This is a genomic window from Arthrobacter sp. ok362 (genome assembly GCF_900102785.1).
GTDB lineage: Bacteria > Actinomycetota > Actinomycetes > Actinomycetales > Micrococcaceae > Arthrobacter.
Window position 1 is genome coordinate 111,596 of sequence record NZ_FNGC01000007.1, and the last position, 20,496, is coordinate 132,091.

The 20,496-nt window shown below is 67.5% G+C and carries 22 protein-coding genes and 1 pseudogene; 15 read left to right on the top strand and 8 right to left on the bottom strand.

The window, feature by feature from the left end; all coding sequences use genetic code 11:
- Window position 1: 1 nt before the first annotated feature.
- Genes BLQ10_RS10875 through BLQ10_RS10910 form a run of 8 tightly spaced genes read left to right on the top strand, consistent with a single transcriptional unit; the run spans window position 2 to window position 8,602 of the window.
- Window positions 2–505: a (2Fe-2S)-binding protein gene (locus BLQ10_RS10875; RefSeq protein WP_091561758.1), complete on the top strand. Its 504-nt coding sequence runs from the start codon at window positions 2–4 to the stop codon at window positions 503–505.
- Complete coding sequence (locus BLQ10_RS10880) at window positions 502–2,895, top strand: aerobic carbon-monoxide dehydrogenase large subunit (RefSeq protein WP_091561760.1); 2,394 nt, start codon at window positions 502–504, stop codon at window positions 2,893–2,895. Before BLQ10_RS10875 ends, BLQ10_RS10880 begins: the two co-directional genes overlap by 4 nt.
- Window positions 2,895–3,893, top strand: coding sequence for an XdhC family protein (locus BLQ10_RS10885; protein ID WP_091561762.1), 999 nt, complete (start codon window positions 2,895–2,897; stop codon window positions 3,891–3,893). The genes BLQ10_RS10880 and BLQ10_RS10885 overlap by 1 nt, the downstream gene beginning before the upstream one ends.
- A complete protein-coding gene (locus BLQ10_RS10890) occupies window positions 3,877–4,566 on the top strand; it encodes a nucleotidyltransferase family protein (RefSeq protein WP_091561764.1) in 690 nt (229 codons plus the stop codon). The genes BLQ10_RS10885 and BLQ10_RS10890 overlap by 17 nt, the downstream gene beginning before the upstream one ends.
- Window positions 4,563–5,486: an AAA family ATPase gene (locus tag BLQ10_RS10895; RefSeq protein WP_175558573.1), complete on the top strand. Its 924-nt coding sequence runs from the start codon at window positions 4,563–4,565 to the stop codon at window positions 5,484–5,486. Before BLQ10_RS10890 ends, BLQ10_RS10895 begins: the two co-directional genes overlap by 4 nt.
- Complete coding sequence (locus BLQ10_RS10900) at window positions 5,479–6,762, top strand: vWA domain-containing protein (protein ID WP_091561767.1); 1,284 nt, start codon at window positions 5,479–5,481, stop codon at window positions 6,760–6,762. The genes BLQ10_RS10895 and BLQ10_RS10900 overlap by 8 nt, the downstream gene beginning before the upstream one ends.
- A complete protein-coding gene (locus BLQ10_RS10905; protein ID WP_091561769.1) occupies window positions 6,752–7,465 on the top strand; it encodes an SRPBCC family protein in 714 nt (237 codons plus the stop codon). The genes BLQ10_RS10900 and BLQ10_RS10905 overlap by 11 nt, the downstream gene beginning before the upstream one ends.
- 9 nt (window positions 7,466–7,474) lie before the next feature.
- On the top strand, window positions 7,475–8,602 hold the full coding sequence (locus BLQ10_RS10910) for an XdhC family protein (RefSeq protein ID WP_091561771.1): 1,128 nt from the start codon (window positions 7,475–7,477) through the stop codon (window positions 8,600–8,602).
- 99 nt (window positions 8,603–8,701) lie between these two features.
- Here the strand turns inward: BLQ10_RS10910 and BLQ10_RS10915 are convergent, their stop codons facing one another.
- Window positions 8,702–9,247, bottom strand: coding sequence for an NAD(P)H-dependent oxidoreductase (locus BLQ10_RS10915; RefSeq protein ID WP_091561774.1), 546 nt, complete (start codon window positions 9,245–9,247; stop codon window positions 8,702–8,704).
- Window positions 9,248–9,565: 318 nt separating this feature from the next.
- Here BLQ10_RS10915 and BLQ10_RS10920 point away from each other — a divergent pair.
- A pseudogene (locus BLQ10_RS10920) lies at window positions 9,566–10,185 on the top strand (L-threonylcarbamoyladenylate synthase).
- 102 nt (window positions 10,186–10,287) lie between these two features.
- Here BLQ10_RS10920 and BLQ10_RS10925 read toward each other — a convergent pair.
- The 3 genes from BLQ10_RS10925 to BLQ10_RS10935 all read right to left on the bottom strand — a co-directional run bounded on the left by BLQ10_RS10925 (window position 10,288) and on the right by BLQ10_RS10935 (window position 13,012).
- Complete coding sequence (locus tag BLQ10_RS10925) at window positions 10,288–10,551, bottom strand: hypothetical protein (protein ID WP_091561777.1); 264 nt, start codon at window positions 10,549–10,551, stop codon at window positions 10,288–10,290.
- A gap of 183 nt (window positions 10,552–10,734) precedes the next feature.
- The gene (locus tag BLQ10_RS10930) at window positions 10,735–11,673 is read right to left on the bottom strand and encodes an AfsR/SARP family transcriptional regulator (RefSeq protein WP_254785512.1); all 939 of its coding nucleotides are present in this window, start codon (window positions 11,671–11,673) and stop codon (window positions 10,735–10,737) included.
- Between the two features lie 358 nt (window positions 11,674–12,031).
- Window positions 12,032–13,012 (bottom strand): S1C family serine protease, encoded by a 981-nt coding sequence (locus BLQ10_RS10935; RefSeq protein ID WP_091561782.1) that lies wholly within the window; start codon window positions 13,010–13,012, stop codon window positions 12,032–12,034.
- 184 nt (window positions 13,013–13,196) lie between these two features.
- Between BLQ10_RS10935 and BLQ10_RS10940 the strand changes: the two genes are divergently transcribed.
- Window positions 13,197–13,700 (top strand): HtaA domain-containing protein, encoded by a 504-nt coding sequence (locus BLQ10_RS10940; protein WP_175558574.1) that lies wholly within the window; start codon window positions 13,197–13,199, stop codon window positions 13,698–13,700.
- Between the two features lie 23 nt (window positions 13,701–13,723).
- On the opposite strand, the gene BLQ10_RS10945 is transcribed toward BLQ10_RS10940, so the two are convergent.
- Complete coding sequence (locus BLQ10_RS10945; RefSeq protein ID WP_091561786.1) at window positions 13,724–14,473, bottom strand: ABC transporter permease; 750 nt, start codon at window positions 14,471–14,473, stop codon at window positions 13,724–13,726.
- Window positions 14,474–14,673: 200 nt separating this feature from the next.
- Between BLQ10_RS10945 and BLQ10_RS23065 the strand changes: the two genes are divergently transcribed.
- Together BLQ10_RS23065 and BLQ10_RS10955 are read left to right on the top strand one after the other, a co-directional pair.
- Window positions 14,674–14,958, top strand: a complete 285-nt coding sequence (locus BLQ10_RS23065) for a hypothetical protein (RefSeq protein ID WP_368086510.1) — start codon at window positions 14,674–14,676, stop codon at window positions 14,956–14,958.
- A 346-nt stretch (window positions 14,959–15,304) separates the two neighbouring features.
- Window positions 15,305–16,780, top strand: a complete 1,476-nt coding sequence (locus BLQ10_RS10955; protein ID WP_254785513.1) for a sensor histidine kinase — start codon at window positions 15,305–15,307, stop codon at window positions 16,778–16,780.
- On the opposite strand, the gene BLQ10_RS10960 is transcribed toward BLQ10_RS10955, so the two are convergent.
- Together BLQ10_RS10960 and BLQ10_RS10965 are read right to left on the bottom strand one after the other, a co-directional pair.
- Window positions 16,728–17,438, bottom strand: coding sequence for a response regulator transcription factor (locus BLQ10_RS10960; RefSeq protein ID WP_091561788.1), 711 nt, complete (start codon window positions 17,436–17,438; stop codon window positions 16,728–16,730). The two genes, BLQ10_RS10955 and BLQ10_RS10960, sit on opposite strands and share 53 nt — an antisense overlap.
- Window positions 17,439–17,535: 97 nt before the next feature.
- On the bottom strand, window positions 17,536–17,781 hold the full coding sequence (locus tag BLQ10_RS10965; RefSeq protein ID WP_091561791.1) for a hypothetical protein: 246 nt from the start codon (window positions 17,779–17,781) through the stop codon (window positions 17,536–17,538).
- A 275-nt stretch (window positions 17,782–18,056) separates the two neighbouring features.
- Between BLQ10_RS10965 and BLQ10_RS10970 the strand changes: the two genes are divergently transcribed.
- Entirely contained in the window at window positions 18,057–18,359 is a 303-nt protein-coding gene (locus BLQ10_RS10970) for a DUF4193 domain-containing protein (RefSeq protein ID WP_028276793.1), read from the top strand.
- Window positions 18,360–18,503: 144 nt separating this feature from the next.
- On the opposite strand, the gene BLQ10_RS10975 is transcribed toward BLQ10_RS10970, so the two are convergent.
- On the bottom strand, window positions 18,504–19,469 hold the full coding sequence (locus tag BLQ10_RS10975; protein WP_091561792.1) for a cation diffusion facilitator family transporter: 966 nt from the start codon (window positions 19,467–19,469) through the stop codon (window positions 18,504–18,506).
- Between the two features lie 241 nt (window positions 19,470–19,710).
- On the opposite strand from BLQ10_RS10975, the gene BLQ10_RS10980 reads away from it, so the two are divergent.
- Window positions 19,711–20,025 (top strand): cupredoxin domain-containing protein, encoded by a 315-nt coding sequence (locus BLQ10_RS10980; RefSeq protein WP_175558575.1) that lies wholly within the window; start codon window positions 19,711–19,713, stop codon window positions 20,023–20,025.
- Window positions 20,022–20,480, top strand: a complete 459-nt coding sequence (locus BLQ10_RS10985) for a hypothetical protein (RefSeq protein WP_091561797.1) — start codon at window positions 20,022–20,024, stop codon at window positions 20,478–20,480. Before BLQ10_RS10980 ends, BLQ10_RS10985 begins: the two co-directional genes overlap by 4 nt.
- The last annotated feature ends 16 nt before the right edge of the window (window positions 20,481–20,496 follow it).

Consider the following 20,496-nt stretch of genomic DNA (forward strand, 5'->3'; position numbering starts at 1 on the left):
GATGCAGATAAGCATGACCGTTAACGGCACCGACGTCACGAGCGAGATTGAGCCCCGGGTGCTTCTGGTCCATTACATCCGCGAGGTCCTGGGCCTCACTGGTACGCACTGGGGATGCGACACGAGCAACTGCGGGACGTGTGTGGTCCTGATGGACGGACAGCCCGTGAAATCCTGCACCGTCCTGGCCGCCATGGCCGCGGGGCACGACATCCGCACCGTCGAGGGACTGGCCACCGGCGGCACCCTCGACCCGGTCCAGCAGGGCTTCATGGAGGAGCACGGGCTGCAATGCGGCTTCTGCACCCCGGGGATGATGCTCACGGCCCGCGCGCTCCTTGATAAGAATCCGCACCCGGACGACACCGAGATCCGGCAGGCCATTTCCGGGCAGATCTGCCGGTGCACGGGCTACGCCACAATTGTCCGTTCGGTACAGTGGGCCGCCGCCCATCCAGCCGGCCCCGGCCTGGAGGACGCAGCGGACACGGAGGTGAAGGCATGACTGTCATCCATGACCGGCCGTCAAACCCGGCCGCCGGCGACGAGGACCGCCCGATCGGCTACGGCCGCATCCAGCGGAAGGAAGACCCGCGCTTCGTGCGCGGCCAGGGCCACTACCTGGATGACATCGTGCTGCCGGGGATGCTGCACGGCGCCATCCTGCGCGCTCCGGTGGCGCACGCCCGGCTCGTGTCCATCGATACCACCAACGCCCTGGCGCACCCTAAAGTCGTGGCAGTCATCACCGGCAAGGACCTCCTAGGCCTGAAGCTGGCGTGGGCACCGACTCTCTCCGCGGACGTCCAGGCCGTGCTGGTGACCGACAAAGTCCGGTTCCAGGGCCAAGAAGTCGCGTTTGTCGTGGCCGAGGACCGTTACGCTGCCCGGGACGCCCTGGAGCTAATCGACGTCGAATACGATGTCCTTCCCCCGCTGGTGGACGCCCGCAAGGCGCTTGACCCGGACGCACCGGTGATCCGCGACGAGATCGAGGGCCGGACGGACAACCGGATCTTCGACTGGGAGATTGGCGACAAAGCCGAAACCGATGCGGTGTTCGCCTCCGCCGATGTCGTGGTCAGCCAGGAGGTGGTGTACCCGCGGGTCCACCCCGCACCGATGGAGACATGCGGCGCCGTCGCCGACTTCGACGCCGTCAACGGCAGACTGACGCTCTACGAGACCACCCAGGCCCCGCACGTGCACCGGACCCTGTTCGCGATCGTCGCCGGCATCCCCGAGCACAAGATCCGGATTGTCTCCCCCGACATCGGCGGCGGCTTCGGCAACAAGGTCGGGATCTACCCCGGCTACATCCTCGCTGTCGTCGGCTCGATCGTCTCCGGCCGCCCGGTCAAATGGGTGGAGGACCGCTCCGAGAACCTGATGTCGACCTCGTTCGCCCGCGACTACATCATGCAGGGCGAAATCGCGGCGACCAAGGAGGGGAAGATCCTTGCCCTGCGCACCCACGTGCTGGCCGACCACGGCGCGTTCAACGCCACCGCCCAGCCCACCAAGAACCCGGCCGGATTCTTCTCCATCTTCACCGGCAGCTACGACCTGCTGGCCGCCCACTGCTCGGTCACCGGCGTCTATACCAACAAGGCGCCCGGCGGGGTCGCCTACGCTTGCTCGTTCCGGGTCACCGAGGCCGTCTACCTCGTGGAGCGGATGGTGGACGTCCTGGCCCGCAAACTGAACATGGACCCGGCAGAGTTGCGGCTCAAGAACTTCATCAAGCCGGAGCAGTTCCCCTACGCCAACAAGACCGGCTGGGTCTACGACTCGGGCAACTACGAGGCCGCCATGCGGCTCTCGATGCAGCTCGCCGGGTACGAGGACCTCCGTCGCGAGCAGGCCGAAAAGCGCGAGCGCGGGGAACTCATGGGCATCGGGGTGTCCTTCTTCACGGAAGTAGTGGGAGCCGGTCCCCGGAAGCACTTCGACATTGTGGGCCTCGGCATGGCCGACGGCGCCGAGCTGCGCGTGCACCCCACCGGCAAGGCCGTGGTGCGCATCTCGGTGCAGAGCCAGGGCCAGGGCCACGAGACCACCTTCGCCCAGATCGTGGCCGAGGAACTCGGCATCCCGCCGGAGGACATCGAGGTGGTGCACGGGGACACGGACCAGACCCCGTTCGGGTTGGGCACGTATGGCAGCCGTTCGACGCCGGTCAGCGGCGGCGCCGTGGCCCTCGTGGCCCGGAAGGTGCGCGAGAAGGCGAAGCTGATCGCCGGGGCCATGCTTGAGACCCGCCCCGAGGACCTCGAGTGGGAAAAGGGCCGCTGGTTCGTCAAGGGCGACCCCAGCGTCGGCAAGACCATCGCCGAGATCGCCATGGGCGCCCATGGCACTGTTGCCTTGCCCGAGGGCGTGGACGGCAACTTGGACGCCGAGGTCACCTACGACCCGCCGAACCTCACCTTCCCGTTCGGCGCCTACATCTGCGTCGTCGACGTCGACCCCGGCACGGGTCAGGTCAAGGTGCGGCGCTTCATCGCGGTGGATGACTGTGGCACCAGGATCAACCCGATGATCATCGAAGGCCAGGTGCACGGCGGCCTGACGGACGGTGTCGGCATGGCCCTGATGGAGATCATCGAGTTCGACGAGGCCGGCAACTGCCTCGCCGGGTCCTTCATGGACTACCTGATCCCCACGGCCATGGAGGTGCCGGACTGGGAGACCGGATTCACTGTCACCCCGTCCCCGCACCACCCGATCGGGGCGAAGGGCATCGGCGAGTCCGCCACAGTCGGGTCCCCGCCGGCGATCGTCAACGCCATTGTCGACGCCCTGGCGCCGTTCGGCGTCACCCATGTGGACATGCCCTGCACCCCGGCCCGCGTCTGGGCGGCCATGCAGGGCCGGGCCAGGCCACCGATCTGATGGCCAGCACCGCAGGATCCCTGGCCGCCAGGGCCGATGAGCTCGCCAGCCGCCGCGAGCCGTTCGTCCACGCCACGGTGGTCCGCGCCCAGCGTCCCACGAGCGCCCACGCCGGGGACACGGCCTTGGTGCTGCCCACCGGAGAGATCCAGGGCTTTGTGGGCGGGAACTGTGTCGAGGCATCGGTGCGCGAGTACAGCCTGCAGGTTCTGGCCTCCCAGGAGCCCCTCCTGTTGCGGGTGCTGCCCGGAGAACCGTCCCGCACGGCGGAGGAAGGCGCCGTCGAGGTCTCCAACCCCTGCCTCAGCGGCGGGGCGATCGAGATTTTCCTCCAGCCGCGGATTCCGGCGCCCCGTGTCCTGGTGGTGGGTACGACGCCGGTGGCGCAGGCCCTGGCGACGCTCGGTTCCGGCGTCGGGCTCGAAGTCGAACTCACGGACGGCGAATCCGCCGATCCCCGCGGCGATGACGCTGCATTGATTGTCGCCTCGCACGGTAAAGCGGAGGAGGGTGCGCTGGAGGCGGCCCTGCGCGCGGGTGTCCCCTACGTTGCCCTCGTAGCCAGCGAAACCCGCGGCGCCGCCGTCCTGGGATCCCTCGACGTCGACGACGCCCTGCAGCGGCGGGTTTTCACGCCGGCCGGGCTGCAGCTCGGTGCTAGGACCCCCGGGGAGATCGCCCTTTCAATCCTGGCCCAGCTGGTTGGGGAACGGTCCAAAGCGCGGCGCGCTGCCCCGCCCCTTGCGGCGGCAGCGGCCGCCGCGCCCACACGGATGGAGGCGCCCACGGACTCAGGGCCGGCGGACTCAGGGCCTGCGGAGTCAGGGCCTGCGGAGTCAGGGCCTGCGAGCGCGGTCGACCCGGTGTGCGGCATGTCCGTCCCGGCCCTCGAGTCGTCCCTGCACGTGGAACACAACGGGATCACCGTCTACTTCTGCTCGCCCGGCTGCCGGGCCGCCTTCCGCAAAGATCCGGAGCGCTATGCCCTGGCCGTCTGATCAACCGCCTGAGCCGCTGCGGGCGGCCGGAACCCCTGAGCCCCGGACCGCGGGAATCATCCTGGCCGCGGGTGCGTCGCGGCGTTTGGGCCGGCCCAAACAGCTCCTGCCCTACGGCACGGGAGTCCTGCTCGATGCCGTCTTGGCGACTGCCCGCGAATGCGCCTTCGGCCAGACGGTGCTGGTCCTGGGCGGAGCGGCGGCCGAGGTAGAGCGCACCGTCGACACCAGCTGCTGCGAGGTGGTGCTCAACCCGGACTTCGGCGAAGGGTGCACGTCCTCGATCGCCACGGCGCTCGCCGCCCTGCATCCGGACACCGAAGCCGTGGTCCTGTTGCTCGGCGACCAGCCCGGTGTCCGGGCCACGAGCGTCCAGGCCGTGCTCGACGCCCTCCCGCGGACGGGTTCGGGCGCCCCTTCCGCCGGCACCGGTGCTGGCCCGGCCGGCATCGCGGTGTGCCACTACGACGATGGCGTGGGCCACCCCCTGGCTTTTGCCCGGCACCTGCTGCCGGACCTTGCCGCCCTGCACGGGGACAAAGCAGTCTGGAAGCTCCTTGAACTGCGGGCGGACGACGTCGTGGAGGTCCGCACACCCGGTCCCGTCCCCCTGGACGTGGACACCGAAGAAGATTACAGGCGCCTGCTTGACGGCCTGCAGGGGGCCGTATGACGACGGCGGCGCGGGCCGGGGCGGAGGAGGACGTGCGGCGCCGGGTCCCGGACGTGGGCTCGCTGATGGCCGCGCTGGACGGCACCAACTACCTGGCCGACGTCGGACTGGCAACGGCCCTGTTCCTGGCTGTCCGGCTACCGCAGCCCATCCTGCTCGAAGGCGAGGCGGGGGTCGGGAAAACGGAGGCGGCCAAGGCGCTGGCCGAACTCCTGGACACGCCGCTGTACCGGCTGCAATGCTACGAGGGTATCGACGCCGGCGAAGCCCTCTACGAATGGAACCATCAGCGCCAGCTGCTCGGCATCCGGCTGGCCGAAGTGCGTGACACCGGGGTGACGGAAACTGACCTCTTCGCCCCCCAGTACCTTCTGCGGCGCCCGCTCCTGCAGGCGCTGGAACATCCCGGCCCGCGGCCTGCCGTGCTGCTCCTGGACGAGATCGACCGCGCCGACGCCGAATTCGAGGCCTTCACCTTTGAACTGCTGGCTGAATCCGCCGTCACCATCCCGGAGCTGGGCACAATCCGCGCCACCCATCCCCCCATCGTGATCCTTACTTCCAACCGGACGCGGGACCTTCATGACGCCTTGACCCGCCGCTGCCTGTACCACTGGATCGACTACCCCGGACCGGCCCGGATCGCCGAGATCGTGCGCCGCCGGGTTCCCGCCAGCAGCGGCCCGTTGGCGCTCCAGGCCGCGGCCGTCATAACCCGGCTGCGGACGCTGGACCTCGCCAAGCCTCCGGGCATATCCGAGGCAATCGACTGGGTCTCGGCCTTGTCAGTGCTCGGGGTCGAACGGATCGACCCCGGCATCACCGAGCAAACGTGGGGCTCCATCGTCAAGAACCGCGATGATCTTCAACTCGTCGGCTCCCGCGGCGCAGCCTGGCTCGTGGACGGCACCGATGGCTGAAAACAACAGCGCCGCACCCGAGCGGCCGCCACGGGTCGAGGCAGCAGCATTGTCCGCCGCGTTCGTCACGGCAATCCGGAGGGCCGGTCTTGCTACGTCGCCGGACCGGGCCGCACGGTTGGCCGAGGCGCTCCACCTGATCCCCCCGACCCAGCTTGAGCAGCTCTACTGGACCTGCCGCGTGGTGCTCGTGTCCGCGCGCGAACAGGTGCCCCTGTTTGATGCCGTCTTCGCAGCCGTGTTCCGGGCGAATGCCGAAACCGCTCAACCGGGCAGTGTGGCCCGCGCGGCAGCGCCGCCGCCCGCACCGGAGCCGCGGACCAGGCCCGCGGCGCCGGGGGCCCGGGAGGCGGGCCCGGCCGCCGGCACGCACCGGCCTCCGGGCGTGGCCTCCCCCGGCCGGGACAGCTCCGCGGAGGGCCGCCGCGCCGATCGGGAGGCCGTCCTTGCCATGGTATCCGCGGACGAACATCTGCATGAGACCTCCTTTGCCGAGCTTTCTGCCGATGAAGTAGGTGAGGTGCGGCGGCTGGCTGCGGCGCTGCAGCTGGCGACGCCGCTCCGCCTGAGCCGTCGCACACGCACCTCTGCACACAGCACAGCGAGCCTGGACGTCCGGGCGACAGTGCGCGCTGCCCGGCGCTCCGGTACAGACGCCCCACTGTTGCTGTACGCCCGTCGACGCGAGCAGCGCCGCAAACTGGTGCTGCTGTGCGATGTTTCCGGCTCGATGGAACCCTACGCCCAGGTCTTTGTATCCCTGCTGCAGGGCGCCGTGACCGTGGCCGGGGCCGAAGCCTTCGTCTTCTCCACGAGGCTGACCAGGCTTACGCGGCAACTGGCCCTGCGCGATCCGGACCAGGCTCTGGCCCGCGCTGCTGTCTCCGCGCCGGACTGGGCCAGCGGAACCCGGATCGCCGAATGCCTCCGGCGCTTCGTCGACGAGCACGGCCGCCGCGGACTGGCGCGTGGCGCTGTGGTGGTGGTTTTTTCGGACGGCTGGGCCTACGAGGATCCGGAACAGGTCGCGGCGCAAATGGCCCGCCTGCGCCGGCTCGCCCACAGGATCATCTGGGTAAATCCGCGCAAGGCGGCGCCGCAGTACCAGCCCCTGGTGGGCGGCATGGCTGCGGCACTGCCCTATTGCGACGCATTCGTCAGCGGCCACAGCTACAGGGCTTTGGCAGAGCTGGCGGCCGCAATTCGGGGTGACGGCCCGCAATCAGGCCAGAGGCACGGACGAGCGAGAGGCAAGGAACCAGCTCATGCAAATTGACAGCACCTTTTCGGTGGTTGCACCGATAAGCCGGGTGTGGGACACGCTGATGGACTTTGAAAGGGTGGCCGGTTGCCTTCCCGGGGCCAAGATCCTGAACAAGCTCTCCGACGACGCCTACCAAGTGGGCATGACGGTAAAGCTCGGCCCGGTTACGATGCAGTACAAGGGTCTGCTGAACGTCATTGAAAGAAACGCCTCGGAACACCGCGCCGTCCTTGGCGGTAAGGCCCAGGAGACCCGCGGACAGGGAACCGCCGAGGCCACCGTCACCCTGACGCTGGCCGAAGACGGCGCGGCCACACGGGGGTCCGTCAGCGCAGATCTCGCGCTGTCCGGCAAGGCCGCGGCTATGGGCAAAGGGGTGATCGGGAGCGTCACGGAACAGATGATGTCCCTCTTCGCGAATAACCTGCAGGCCATGCTCACAGAGGGAGCACCTCCCATCCCTGAAGCACCATCGGAGCCGGTCCCGGCGGCTGTCCCGGAACCCGTGCCGGCTTCGGCCGCGCCGGAGCCGGTCCCGGCTTCGGCCGCGCCGGGCGGCAGCCTTGATGCGTTGGGCCTGGCCAAGGGAATCGCGGCGGAGCAGCTGGCCAGCCCGGCGAAAGTCCTCGGGGTTGTCGCCGTGGTGGCGTGCATCGCCTACTGGGCCGGCCGGCGTTCAGCGTTGCGGCTGCTCCGGCTGTGCGGCAGGCTCTGAGGAGCGCCGATGCGCGATGTCCTGGCGGCCATGTTGCCTGACTGGCGGAGGGGTGCCACGGCGGGCCTGGCCACCGTCGTGAGTACTTTCAAATCGGCGCCACGGCTCGCCGGGGCGGCAATGTTGGTGACGGCCGACGGCGAGGCCGTGGGCTCCGTCTCCGGCGGCTGCGTCGAGGGTGCCGTGTACGAGCTCGCCACCCAGGTCAAAGACGACGGCGAGCCGGCGCTGGTGCGATACGGGATCAGCGACGACGACGCTTACGCTGTGGGCCTGACCTGCGGTGGAATTATCGACATCTTCGTTGAACCTGTCTCCCAGCGCCGCTTTGCCGAACTCGACGCCGTCGCGCAGGACATCGCCGACGGGCGCCGCGTGGGGGTCGCCACGGTAATCGAACACCCGGATGCCGATCGCGTGGGGCGGCACCTCATCGTCCGGCCGGAAGGATGTGAAGGCGACCTGGGCTCGGACCGGAGCAATCGCGCCGTTGGCGACGACACCCAGGGCCTTCTCGCCGCCGGCCGGACGGGCATCCTGAACTACGGCGTTGACGGCGAGCGGCTCGACACCGGCATGCGCATCTTCTTCACCAGCTACGCGCCGCCGCCACGCATGATCGTCTTCGGCGCCATTGACTTCGCCGCGGCGCTGGCCCGGCTGGGCGCTTTCCTGGGCTACCGGGTGACCGTCTGTGATGCGCGGTCGGTTTTCGCCACGCCCGCGAGATTCCCCGACGCCGCCGAGGTGGTCAACGCGTGGCCGCACCGGTACCTGAGCGGCCAGTTCGCCCAAGGGCTGCTGGATTCCAGGACCGTGCTGTGCGTCCTGACCCACGACCCGAAGTTCGATATCCCCGTCCTTGAGGTGGCCCTGCGCGGCAGCCCCGTGGCCTTTATCGGCGCAATGGGATCCCGGCGCACGCACGAGGACCGGATTGCACGGCTCCGCGAGGCGGGACTGGGCGAGACCGAATTGTCCAGGCTCCACAGTCCCGTGGGCCTGGATCTGGGCGCCCGCACGCCGGAGGAAACGGCCGTGTCCATCGCCGCGGAGTTCATCGCGCAGCAGTGGAGCGGCAGCGGGGAGCCGCTGCGGCAACTCGACGAACGGATCCACCACGACGAACAGCTGTGAGCGTACAACGTGGCCGTCGAAGTAGTCAGGGGCGCCGCGGTTGCCCTCCGCTTCGCCGCCCAGGCCGTCTGACCGCGGGCTGACGCGCCGGGAGGATGACTAACGACCGGCGACTGCCGCCGGAGCCAGAAGTTCGCGGTACCGGGCAGCGTGACGATCGAGTTCATCGGCGGCGACCCGCGGTGCCGAGTGCAGGACGAGCGGTTGGGCCATGTCCAAGCCGCAGAGGTGCGCGGTGGCTTCCAGGGGGCGCAATAGCTCGGCCATGGTGAAGCGGTTGTGCCCCGCGGGCGTGTAGGACGATTCCGGGCCGCCGGTTGAAATGACGAGTTGCAGCCGCTTGCCGTGCAAAGCATCCCCGCCGGAACCGTAGGCGAAGCCGTAGGTGAGGACTTGGTCCATCCACTCCTTCAGCACGCCGGGAACGGAGTACCAGTGCCAGGGGAACTGCAACACGATGGTGTCGTGCCCGCGCAGGAGCTCCTGCTCCCGGGCGGCGTCCACGCGCCGGTCCGGGTAGGCGGCGGCGAGATTATGGACGGTGACGTGTTCCACGTCCTTGATGGCTGCGGTGAGCTGCGCGGTGATCCGCGAATTTTCCAGGTCAGGGTGGGCTACGACGACGAGGGTGCGGTGTGGAGTCATGGAAGGTTTGTGCTTCTTTCAGAATCGGATTCGAGACCCGCCAGAGCCGTGCTGACCTGCCAGCGACGGTCAGTATCGGCGGCTGTAACTGCGTTTTGATGACTTCTTGGGGTGCTGTTGGCAATGTATCGGCCGGTGACGTTTTCCAGCCCGGGCGCGGAGGCCAGATAGACAGAACTGTCTATACCGGGATCGAAGTTACCAGACAGAACTGTCTGTGCACAATAATCCGTCGGTCCTGCGCGGCTGCGGAATTCGGCGCTGCCGGATGGGCGGCACGGTAAGTGCCCTGTCCGCCGTCGGGCGTAAGCTCGTGGCATGGCGAGATACTTCGATGTGCACCCCGAGAACCCCCAGCCGCGTTCCATCCTCCAGGCAGTGGAGATCGTGGAACAGGTGGCCTGATCGCCTACCCCACCGATTCCTGCTATGCGCTGGGCGCGCAGCTGGGAAATCGGGAGGCCCTGGACAGGATCCGGGCCATCCGGCATCTGGGCGACAAGCACCACTTCACGCTCGTCTGCAAGGACTTCGCCCAGTTGGGCCAGTTGGTCCAGATCGACAACGACGTTTTCCGCAGCATCAAGGCCGTCACGCCAGGCAGCTACACCTTCATCCTGCCCGCCACCCGGGAGGTCCCCAAACGGCTGCTGCACCCGAAGAAGAAAACAGTCGGCGTGCGCATCCCGGACAACCATGTGGTCCAGGCACTTCTTGCCGAGCTCGGCGAACCGCTGCTGTCAAGCACGCTGCTGCTTCCGGATGAGGAAGAGCCGCTTACGCAGGGCTGGGAGATCAAGGAGCGCTTGGACCACGTAGTGGATGCCGTGATCGATTCCGGCGACTGCGGTGCTGAGCCAACCACGGTGATCGACTACTCCAGCGGCGTCGCGGAAATCGTTCGGCGCGGCATGGGCGATCCGTCCCGCTTCGAGTAGCGAACGTCGCCCGGCGGCATGGACCCGCGTCCGCTAGGGGCTGCGTGGGGCGCCGGCTGCGCGGTGGGCTGGCCGAGCGGGGAGCCGGCCGGGCGGGGAGGGTTAGGCGGATTCCGCCGCGCTCGTCTGCCGGTTCTGCAGCCACCGACGGATGAGGTCGACGGCGGCGACGAGCCCGGCCAGGGGCGACAGTACCGCTGCGGCATAGACGAACATCATCCAGGTCAGGGTGGTCACCGGGGACTGGCGGGTGCTCAGCAGGGAGAGTCCGCCGAAGAGGCCCAGGATCCAGAACAGGATGACCCCGGACAGCACTGCAGCTGCGGGGAAGTACTCGTTCGTGACGACATTTTTCAAGGTTTCCATGGGCCCTCCTCACACCCGGCGGTGGGACGGCCCGCCAGGGTCATTCCCAGTATGAGGCCCGGCGCGGCGGAATTTCCCGAGAATCCCGGCCACGTGACCAAGCTAACTCCGCGTCCCCGCGGGGGCGGCCATTCGTGCCATCGAGTTGGCCCTGCCCGCCCGCCGGAGAGGCGGATGCGGGCGTCAGACCGCGGCCCGGACGCGCTGGAGGAATGAATCAAGCACCCGCCCGGCGTTCTCATGCATACGCCGCGACTCCGCAGCCGGCAGCTGCCGGCTCTTGGGCCCGTTCAACCGCTCACCCAGATAGAGCAGCGCCGCCAATACCTCGGAGAGTTCGGAATTGCTTTCCGCACGCTGCTGCAGAAGCCGCAGATGAGCCGCTTGCAGGGCCGGGCCGGGGGTGCAGCCAAGGTCTCGATCAAAGAGCCTGCGGCAGCGGTCGTACGCCGCCAGGCCTTCCGCCGGCAGGCCGGCCTGTTCATAGGCTGTCACCAGCACCGTCCAGGCCCGCTCGTTCAGGGGTTCCGCCCGAATGGCAGCCTGGACCAAGTTGACGGCGTCGTCCGGTTTGTTCAACAGGGCCGCCGTCTCAGCCGCGAGGATTTGCAGCGCCACCTTCTCGGCTGCATGGCGTGCCCGCGCCTCTTCCGCCCAGTCAGAGGCAAGCTCGAACCCGAGCAGCGGCTCGGCGGAAATCCCCAGGGCCTCGAGCATCAGAGGGTACGCCTCATCCGGAGGCAGCTCACCGGCGTCGCGGACCAGTCCACGGAACCGGAACAAATCCAGATCCACGAGGGTGGGGTCCAGGACGTAGCCACTATTAGCCGTGCGGAGCGGACCGGTCTTGGTCTGGCCCGGCTGGATGGCGCGCCGGATGCCGCTGATATAGCTCTCGAGCGTTGCCACGGAGCCATCGCTCGCGCCGGCGCCCCAGAGAAGATCGATCAGGTGGGTCTTGGACACGGGCGTGCCAAGGTTCAGCAGCAGAATTTCCAGTATGTGCCGGGGTTTGCATCCCCCCATATCGGCGGCGGTGAGCGCCACGCCGTCCCGGCGCACTTCGAATGATCCGAATAGGCGGACCGAAATGGAGGGTGTAATTTCCGTTGGGCTACTCACGATGTTCTCCGATTTCCCCAGGTAAAACGACCTCAACGCCTGCGAAGAGCCGGATCACATCGAAACCAGGCCGTACTGAGACTCTGTTCCCTCCGGCTTTCCAATGACACCGTGACACGCCCCGCTGGGCGCAACAAGGCATGCCGCTACCCGATCTTTCGCCCAAAGAAAGACGCGTACAGGCGTCAGTACCGTTAGGTAAAAACGCGGAGCGGTGGGCAGGTATTTACGGCGCCAAACAAGTAATTCCGCGGGCGGCCACCATTTGGACCCAAGTAGTTTCAGCGGGGCAGGAATTCGGCCCCGGCGGGATAATTCCAACGGGTGGAATCGTCCTGTCTGGGTCGGAATTCCCCAATTAGTTGTCGGTCATCTCCGCGGGCACCGCCACCAGCCGCAGGTCCGAGCCGTCACGGAGCAGGGCAAGTTCCAGGGGCTCCCCGATCGCTTCGGCGAACAGCAGTTTCTGCAGGCTCTCGGCGTTGGACACGTACATCGGCCCGACTTTCAGGAGGATGTCGCCGGCCCGGAGCCCGGCGCGCTCGGCGGGCGAACCCGGGAGCACTTCGACCACGAGCAGGCCCTCCCTGCGGCCTGTCCGGACGACGGCGCTTGGCTGCAGCTGGATCGGAGTGTTCACCAGACCCAGATAGGCCCGGCGGACACGGCCGTCCTTGAGGAGCGAAGCGATGATCCGCCGCGACGTGGCATTGATGGGAACGGCCAGGCCGAGCCCGACTCCGGCCACGGCGGTATTGATGCCGACGATCCGCCCGCGGGCGTCCGCCAGCGCGCCGCCGGAACTGCCGGGGTTGAGGGCCGCGTCGGTCTGGATGACGTCCTCGATCACTCGCCGGCTCCGTCCGGACCAGACCGGAATGGAACGGCCCAGCCCGCTTACCACCCCGGCGGTGACGGAACCTGCCAGCCCGAGCGGATTGCCCACTGCGATGACCAACTGGCCGACCCGTAGGGATTCGGCGTCGCCCATTTCCGCCGGTGCCGCCGTGGGAGCCCTGCCGTGGACGACGGCAAGATCGGACAGCGGGTCGGCGCCCACCACGTCAACAGCGGTGGCGGTGCCGTCGGCGAAGACCGCGTGGCCGGACTCGGCTCCGCCCACCACATGGGCGTTCGTGAGCAGATATCCGTCCGTGGTGAACAGCACGGCCGAACCCGCGCCGACCCTCAGCCGGCCGCTGCGACCGTTGCCGGTCATTTCAAGCGCCGCGACGTGCTGTGTGACAGCCTCGGCCACGCGGATGACCGTTGCGGAATAGGAATCAAGCGGGTCTTCGGACACATCGGATCCGGACACCCTGCTGATGGACGCGGCCACTGTGCACCTCCTGCTAACCGGTACTCATCCAAGTCAACCACCGCCGCCCCGGCAGTAGTCCTGGCGTGCCTACGCCGTCAGAGAAATACGCCGGATGAAGCGGCTGAGGTGCAACAGTTCAGCCCGGCGCGGATCCGCGACTAGGCTCGGACGTAGAGCCGCCCGACAGCCCAGGAGAACCTACGTGACACCAGCGTCCGCTTCCCCCGCTCCGCTGCCCCTGCCGGGCCTGACCTGGGGCATCAAGCGCAGCTTCATGGATTACATTTCCGGACTCCCGGACGGTGCCGTTTCCGCGGCCGACGGCGCCACGGTGACCGCGTCCGGCGAGTTCTGTTTCGCACCTGCCGGCTCCGAGTACGATCCCGCCAGCGGTACCGGTGTGCTGCGGTTCCGCGGCGACGTCCGCGTTGCCGGACACCACGGCATGATGTTCGTCCGGCTACTGGACCCATGGGTCGAGTTCACGGCCGGGCACGGGGTCCTGTCCATCAGCACGGGCGACGGCGGCGGGAAGGACCGCTCGGACGTCGGCACCCTGCGTACTGCCGCGCCCCGCAACATGGAAGGGTTTCTCGTCTGGGACCGCGTCGAGGTGGCCGTATCCCAGGCCGGTTCGGAGTTGTTCGACGGCCAGTACGCCGACGGCCAGACGATGGACCCACTCGTCATCCGGGTGCCGGCGTAGACACGACGGGCCAGGTGCAGACTCTAGCGGGGGCGGGCCGGACGCACCCTCACCGGCGCGATGATCTCGATCAGGGCGACGGCGGTAACGGAACCTGCCGCCATGATCGAGGCGAGCACGACGATCTGGAAGCGGCCCGCTTCCAAGGGTGAAAGTCCGCCGAAAATCGCACCCACGAACGCGCCAGGAAGGGTGACAAGGCCCGTCGTCTTCGTCTGGTCGGTCGAGGGGATGAGGGCTGAATAGACGGCGCGCCGGGCCAGCTCCAACGTCGATTGACGCCGCGTCGCACCCAACGCAAGCCACGCTTCAACTTCATCCCAACGTTCATTCACCGACTCGGCAAAGTGCCGGCCGGCCAGTGTAGCGATCGTCATCGCGTTGCCGATCACGATCCCTCCGATGGCCAGCGCGTAACGGGGCGTGAAGGCGATCGCGCCCGTTCCGAAAACGATCGCCAGGGTCACCAGGATGCCCGCCGCCATGGAGCCCCCCACTACCGCCAGACGGCCCCAAGTCCACCCCAGGCGTCTTGCGGCCGTCACAGCTGCGACCGAGAACATCACGAGAAGTGCGGCGCCGACCCAGACCGGGCTGGTGATGACACTGCCCAGTATCAGGCTGATGAGCGACAGTTGCGCGGCCCCGCGCAGGATGGCCAGCGCCGGTGCGGTTCGGTGCGGGATCCGGAAAACCGCAAGCAGCACCACGGTGACCAGCATCAGCAGCCCGACGCCCAGCAACGTGGGCAGGAGATCAGTGAAACCGGTCATCACGCCAGCCTATAGAGCACCGGTGGCATCCCGCTGCTGTATCTCGGTGACTAGGTCGGCCAGCTCAACGACTACGGCTACGCCCTTGAGGAAGGCCACGGACCGGACAGCCGCTGGGTGCACCGGCCGCACTACCCGGCCGCAGACTACGCGCAGCGCGAAGACCCCCGCGGGGGGTGGTCTATGCCGGGCTGCGCCGGATGATTTCCGTCCGGTCCGCGACGCCGGAATTCGCCGGAACCCGGCTGGTCTGGTTCGCCACGAACAACCCGGGCGTCCTGGGGTACCAGCGTCCGGGAAATGGAACATTGATCCTGGCGCTGGCCAACTTCAGCGACTGCCTACAGGAGGTGCCGGCGGTGACGCTCTCCGGCTTCGCGGCCGACGCCGTCGACATCTTGACCGGAACCCACCTGCGCCTCGACGCGGGACTGGTCCTGCACGCCCAGCAGTTCCTCTGGCTCCGGGTGACGCCCCGGCCATAAGGCCTTCGCCCTCGGCTCATCGGCATAAGAGGCCGGGAAGTAGCGGTTGTGGCCGCCGGTTGCGCCGCTGCGAAGGAGCGTCGTGTCCGGCCGCACACTGGTTGAGGAGAGCGTGCGGCCGGAAACTGTGTACGGACGGCCCCGTGGCCGCCGGCGGCCGGTCTTCGGCGGCCTGTTCCCACTGTCCCCCATGCCGCTGAGAAGAGACTGAGAGCCGCCTCTCCCGGTACCGGCCGCGCACCTCCGGACCCCTCCGGCCACCGCCCGGGGCGCGGGACGGGCGCGAGGTGACCTCAATGCGGCCGCGGTGGTTGTCCGGATCCACGCATTGCCGCATTCTTGAAACATGGCACTGGGCAAGCGAGCCACATCCAGCCGTCCCGGCAGGGGCGAGATTCGTTGGGGCGTGCGGAAGCGCTCGACGGCGGTCGCCGTCGGCGTCGTGGCCGTGGCGCTCCTGCTCGGCGGTGTGGTCCTTCTTTTCCTGCTGCAGGCATCCCTCACGAGGTCGAGCGACGCCGCAGCCCGGCAGAAGGCCCAGGACGTGGTCGCCGAAATGGACGACATGGACGTCGCGGATGCCCGCGCCTACATTGTCGACACGGCGCATGCCGGCCAGTTCGTCCAAGTGTTGGATACCGAAGGGTACGTATTGGCTGCCTCGGATACCGAGGTCGCCAACGCGCCGCTGTCAGCCCAGCGGCCCAGCCCGGGCCAGACCATGACCCAGGACGTCTCGAGCCTTCCGAGCATCGGGGACAACGACGATTACCACATCGTCACCGTGGGAGCGCGGACCGGCTCGGTGAACTATACGGTGGTAGTGGCCCAGGCATCACAGATACAGGCAGACACCATTTCCACGGTCGCGTGGTTCATGCTGGGCGCCACGCCGCTGCTGCTGGTTACCGTGGCAGGGTCCGTGTGGCTCCTGGTGGGGCGTTCCCTTCGCCAGGTGGAACGGATCCGTGGCCAGGTGGCCCGGATCAACGCCGAGCGACTCGATGGGCGCGTCGATGTGCCGCCCACGAACGATGAACTCCAGGCATTGGCGCTGACCATGAACACGATGCTGGACCGTCTGCAGGCCTCGGACACTGAACAGCGCAGGTTCGTCTCGGACGCCAGCCACGAGCTGCGCAGCCCGCTGGCCACGCTGCGGGCCGGAATCGAGATCGCGGCCGGGGACCCGACCGGGGCGATGTGGCTGCAGATGAAGGATGTCCTCGCCGAGGAGACGACCAGAATGAGCTTCCTCGTCGAGGACCTGCTGACGCTGGCCAAGGCCAATGATGGCGGCCTGCGGGTGGAGCAGAAGGACGTCGATCTTGACGACGTGTTGGACCAGGAGATCCGCCGGCTGCGGTCCACCAGCCGGAACCAGATTTCGGTGAAGCTCGTTCCGGCACGGATCCGCGGCGACGCCCGCCGGCTGACGCAGGTCCTGCGGAACGTCCTGGACAACGCCGACCGCCACGCCCTTTCCCGGATCGCGGTGGACCTGCACACCGCCGGGGACCGGGTCATCATCACGGTCGACAACGACGGCGACCCTATCCCGGAGGCGGACCGGGAGCGGGTCTTCGAACGCTTTGTCCGGCTCGACGGCAGCCGCTCCCGGGAAGGCGGCGGCAGCGGACTGGGGCTGGCCATCGCGGCGGGAATTGTGGCGGCCCATCATGGGAGCATCCGTCCGACGGACGGACCAGCAGGTCATTGCCGGTTTGAGATCGCCTTTCCCCGTCAGGAAACGGTGGAGCCGGCGGACGTCACGCCTCGTGAATCCCGCCGGCACGGGGTCCAGGGATCGGGTCGGCGCTGAGCAAATAGCCCATGCCGCGCACGGTGGTCAGGCTGTGGATCTTGAACGGGACATCGATCTTGCGCCGTAGGTAACCGATATAGACCTCCACAACGTTGTTCGCGCCCTCGAAAGCCGGGTCCCAGACGTTTTGCAAGATCTCCGCCTTTGAGACGATCTGGTCGTGCCGGCGCATCAGGTAGTGCAGGAGCCCGTACTCCCTGGCCGTGAGGCTGATGAGCGTATCGCCGCGGCGCACACTGTGACTGACGGGGTCCAGCGACAAGGTGCCAAGCGTCATGATGACGGGCCGGGCTGGCGCTCCGCGCCGGATCAGCGCCCTGATCCGGGCCACCAGCACCAGGAAGCTGAACGGCTTCGTGAGATAGTCATCGGCGCCCAGGTCGAAGGCATCGGTCTGGTCGTATTCGCCATCCTTGGCCGTGAGCATCAGAACCGGAGTCCAGATTTTGCGTTGCCGCAATTCCTTCAAGACGTCATAGCCGTTCATCCGCGGCAGCATGAGGTCCAGAAGGATGGCGTCGTACGCGTTCTCCAGCGCGGCCGAGAGTCCCCTCACGCCGTCGTGGGCGACGTCGACCACGAACCCTTCGTTCTTCAGTCCGCGGCGGACCGTTTCCGCCAGGGCATGCTCATCCTCGACCATCAGAATCCGCAATACGGCCCCCTCCCTTTGAGCCAGTATGGCCCTTCCCGGGCCGGGCTGGAAGGAACCTGGCGTGTCCAGCGAGAGGGTAGTGCTTGTCGCTGTTCGGTTAGGCCGGGTGGGGCGGCCCGAACAGCCAGCCCGAAACATCGCTGCGCAGGATCACGTGAGGTCCTCCGGTGGAACTGACGTTCCCGTTGGGGACGTAATAACCGCGCCCGGCCCCTGGGCCGCCGGCCGCGCGGTCGATCGCGTCGGTGAGGCGCCGGGTCAGGTGGCCGCTGGGGCCCAGGGACCTCAGTTCGTTGAGTTCGTCCTGCGTGAGCCGGCCCAGTACTGCAGCGATATCGGCCATGGTGAATCCCTCCCGACGGATGGTGCCCAAGGTGGATGGTGCCTAAAGAATCAGGCTAGGGCACGCAAATTAACGCCACATGACGTCCCGGTGACCAGTGGCGAACGAGGCGTGAAGGTCCGCGTCGCGGTCGGCCGTCCACGGGTGTCACGAGAGTCACTGCCGCGACTCCCCCGGTCCCCAGCATTTACAGGGCGTCATGCTGTACCGTTCAATCCCGGAGATCCGGAAAGACTCCGGATTAAACGCCCAGCAACTGAAATGAGTACCACCAGGTGGCAACCGATTATGACGAAGTACGCTCCGACGTCGCGGAATCACGCAACGCTTCCTTGGAGGCGCTCCGTTCGGCGAATGCGCCTGACGCCCGCAGCGTCGTCCGCGAACTCGACGAGGCCGATACCTCCGAAGGCGTCGAACTTCCGGGAGCAGACCTTTCCGGCGAGGAACTGACCGTCACGGTCATTCCGCAAAAAGAGGACGAGTTCACCTGCTATTCCTGTTTCCTGGTGCGGCACCGGTCCCAGCTGGCCAAGGAGAAGGCCGGCCACGCGTACTGCGCCGACTGCCTCAGCTAACCCCCGGCAGGAGAAGTTCAGCCCGGCAGTCGAGGCTCCGGCACGTGGCGGACCCTGCTGCCGCGTCGCCGTCGCCCCCGCCGATTCGCCGGGACGTTCCGACGGGCGGCGGCCGTGCCGGATCACGGACCGACGGGCGCTGAGTCAGCGATGTCCTGAGACGGCGGGGAAGTCCAACGAGGGCTCGTCCGCGGTGGCGAGCGTCAGGACGGCCTCCTCGACGGTTTCGTGGTCTTCAAGTTCGCGTTCAACCCGGCGCAAGGCCACGGCGACGTCGTGTTCGCGGAGGTCCCCCAGTATGTCCACTGCCGCCACGACGTAAAGCTTGCGCGGGCCGACGTACTCGAGATGCAGGTAGGTGAGGCGCTCGATCTCGGGGTGCTCGAGGAGGCGGCGGGCCATGGTGGCCTCGATATCGCTGGTCACTGCCTGCCCCACCAGGAAGCGCCGGTTCCGCTCGATCAGCACGACGGCGACCACGGCCAGCAGGATACCCACGAGAATGGACCCCAGGGCGTCCGGCATGGAGGATCCCGTGATTTGGTGCAGGAAGATCCCGGCGAACGCGATGAGCAGGCCGATCAGCGCAGCCCCGTCCTCGGCAAAGACCGCCCGCAGCGTGGGATCGGAGCTCTTAAGGACCTGTTCGAGGGTATTCCGGTCCAGCTCGCGCGCCGCCTTCCGGGTCTGCCGGAACGCCTGGATGAAGGACACGCCCTCAAGGACGAACGCCACAGTCAGCACTACGTAGGCGATCGCATAGTCACCTGCCGGCTCCGGGGTGATCAGCTGCTGGATGCCGTGCATCACGGACACCACCGCCCCGGCCGTAAACAGGCCAAAGGCGGCGATCATGGACCACACGTAGGCCTCACGTCCGTAGCCCATGGGGTGGGCCTTGTCCCGTTTCCTCGCGGCCTTCCTTTCGGCGATGAATAGAAAGACTTGGTTGCCGGTGTCGGCCCAGGAGTGCGCAGCCTCTGCAGCCATGGACGCCGAGCCGGAGATGAGGGCGGCCACGGTTTTGGCCACCGCGACCAGAACGTTCGCTGCAAAGGCAATGAGCACCGTGAGCGATGCGGTCCAGGACTTCTTGCTGTCACGCTTCACGCAATCTTCCCTCCTGCGGCCGTGGAATGCATGCCAGTGACTACGTTATCTCCCCCGCCCGCCTTCAAGACGGACTGGCTCCATTCGCGCCGCGTAGGAGCACAATGAAACTATTACGTTCATCCGCTCTTTTTCCGCAAGCTACTCGGGGTGGTGCGCTATGAATGCTCGCCGGAAGCTGTCGACGCTATGGTTGCTCCTGATCTTGACGGGGACCGGCGGGTGCGCCGGTGGTGGCGGAATGCCGGCGTCGACGTCGGCGCCCCCACCGGGCTCCGTCTCCGGGGGCGCCCCGACGGCGGGAACCGCCGCCGCCACCATCACCATCAAGGACTTCGCCTACGGCGACCCACTCACCGTGGCTCCCGGCGCGGCGGTCACCGTAACCAACATGGACAGCGCTGCTCACACTGTCACGGCTGACGAAGGCGCAGCGTTCGATGCGGAGGTCAAAGGCGGCGGCACCGCCACCTTCACCGCGCCGACGAAGCCCGGTCGCTACCCGTACCATTGCACGTTCCATCCGAACATGCACGGGACGATGATCGTCAAATGAGCGCCCAAAGCCCCGGACGGTCCGTGCGGGTCCACGGAACCGGGATGACCTTGCGCATCCTCACGGCCGCTGCCTTGTTCATTGACGCCGCCGTCCACATTCATCTGGCCCCGGGCTACCAGGCGGGGAACCCCGCGGGGATCGGCCAAGGCAACCTTTTCCTGCTGGAATCGGCCGCGGCTGTGCTTGCCGGGTTGTACGTTCTGCTGCGCGGCAGTAGGGCTGCCTACGCCGTCGCGTTCGTCGTTGCGCTGAGTGCCTTCGTCGCAGTGATGGCGTACCGCTACGTGGATATTCCCGCGTTCGGGCCATTCCCTGCCATGTATGAGCCCGTCTGGTTCTTCGAGAAGGCCCTCAGCGCAGTGGCAGAAGGCGCAGGAGCCGTTCTGGCGGCCGTCGGCTTCGCCCGGGCCGGACGGCGGACGCACCGGCGCGGCACCCCGTCCCCGCAGTGACCAGGCGGGACCAGCG

Excerpts from the sequence above, each read along its gene's own strand:
- BLQ10_RS23065 (WP_368086510.1), top strand. The coding sequence starts at position 14,674 with ATGATTTCCGTCCGGTCCGCGACGCCGGAATTCGCCGGAACCCGGCTG.
- BLQ10_RS10875 (WP_091561758.1), top strand. The coding sequence starts at position 2 with ATGCAGATAAGCATGACCGTTAACGGCACCGACGTCACGAGCGAGATT.
- BLQ10_RS10980 (WP_175558575.1), top strand. The coding sequence starts at position 19,711 with ATGCCGGCGTCGACGTCGGCGCCCCCACCGGGCTCCGTCTCCGGGGGC.
- BLQ10_RS10955 (WP_254785513.1), top strand. The coding sequence starts at position 15,305 with ATGGCACTGGGCAAGCGAGCCACATCCAGCCGTCCCGGCAGGGGCGAG.
- BLQ10_RS10910 (WP_091561771.1), top strand. The coding sequence starts at position 7,475 with ATGCGCGATGTCCTGGCGGCCATGTTGCCTGACTGGCGGAGGGGTGCC.
- BLQ10_RS10915 (WP_091561774.1), bottom strand. The coding sequence starts at position 9,247 with ATGACTCCACACCGCACCCTCGTCGTCGTAGCCCACCCTGACCTGGAA.
- BLQ10_RS10880 (WP_091561760.1), top strand. The coding sequence starts at position 502 with ATGACTGTCATCCATGACCGGCCGTCAAACCCGGCCGCCGGCGACGAG.
- BLQ10_RS10945 (WP_091561786.1), bottom strand. The coding sequence starts at position 14,473 with ATGACCGGTTTCACTGATCTCCTGCCCACGTTGCTGGGCGTCGGGCTG.
- BLQ10_RS10905 (WP_091561769.1), top strand. The coding sequence starts at position 6,752 with ATGCAAATTGACAGCACCTTTTCGGTGGTTGCACCGATAAGCCGGGTG.
- BLQ10_RS10890 (WP_091561764.1), top strand. The coding sequence starts at position 3,877 with ATGCCCTGGCCGTCTGATCAACCGCCTGAGCCGCTGCGGGCGGCCGGA.
- BLQ10_RS10925 (WP_091561777.1), bottom strand. The coding sequence starts at position 10,551 with ATGGAAACCTTGAAAAATGTCGTCACGAACGAGTACTTCCCCGCAGCT.
- BLQ10_RS10965 (WP_091561791.1), bottom strand. The coding sequence starts at position 17,781 with ATGGCCGATATCGCTGCAGTACTGGGCCGGCTCACGCAGGACGAACTC.
- BLQ10_RS10895 (WP_175558573.1), top strand. The coding sequence starts at position 4,563 with ATGACGACGGCGGCGCGGGCCGGGGCGGAGGAGGACGTGCGGCGCCGG.
- BLQ10_RS10885 (WP_091561762.1), top strand. The coding sequence starts at position 2,895 with ATGGCCAGCACCGCAGGATCCCTGGCCGCCAGGGCCGATGAGCTCGCC.
- BLQ10_RS10900 (WP_091561767.1), top strand. The coding sequence starts at position 5,479 with ATGGCTGAAAACAACAGCGCCGCACCCGAGCGGCCGCCACGGGTCGAG.
- BLQ10_RS10985 (WP_091561797.1), top strand. The coding sequence starts at position 20,022 with ATGAGCGCCCAAAGCCCCGGACGGTCCGTGCGGGTCCACGGAACCGGG.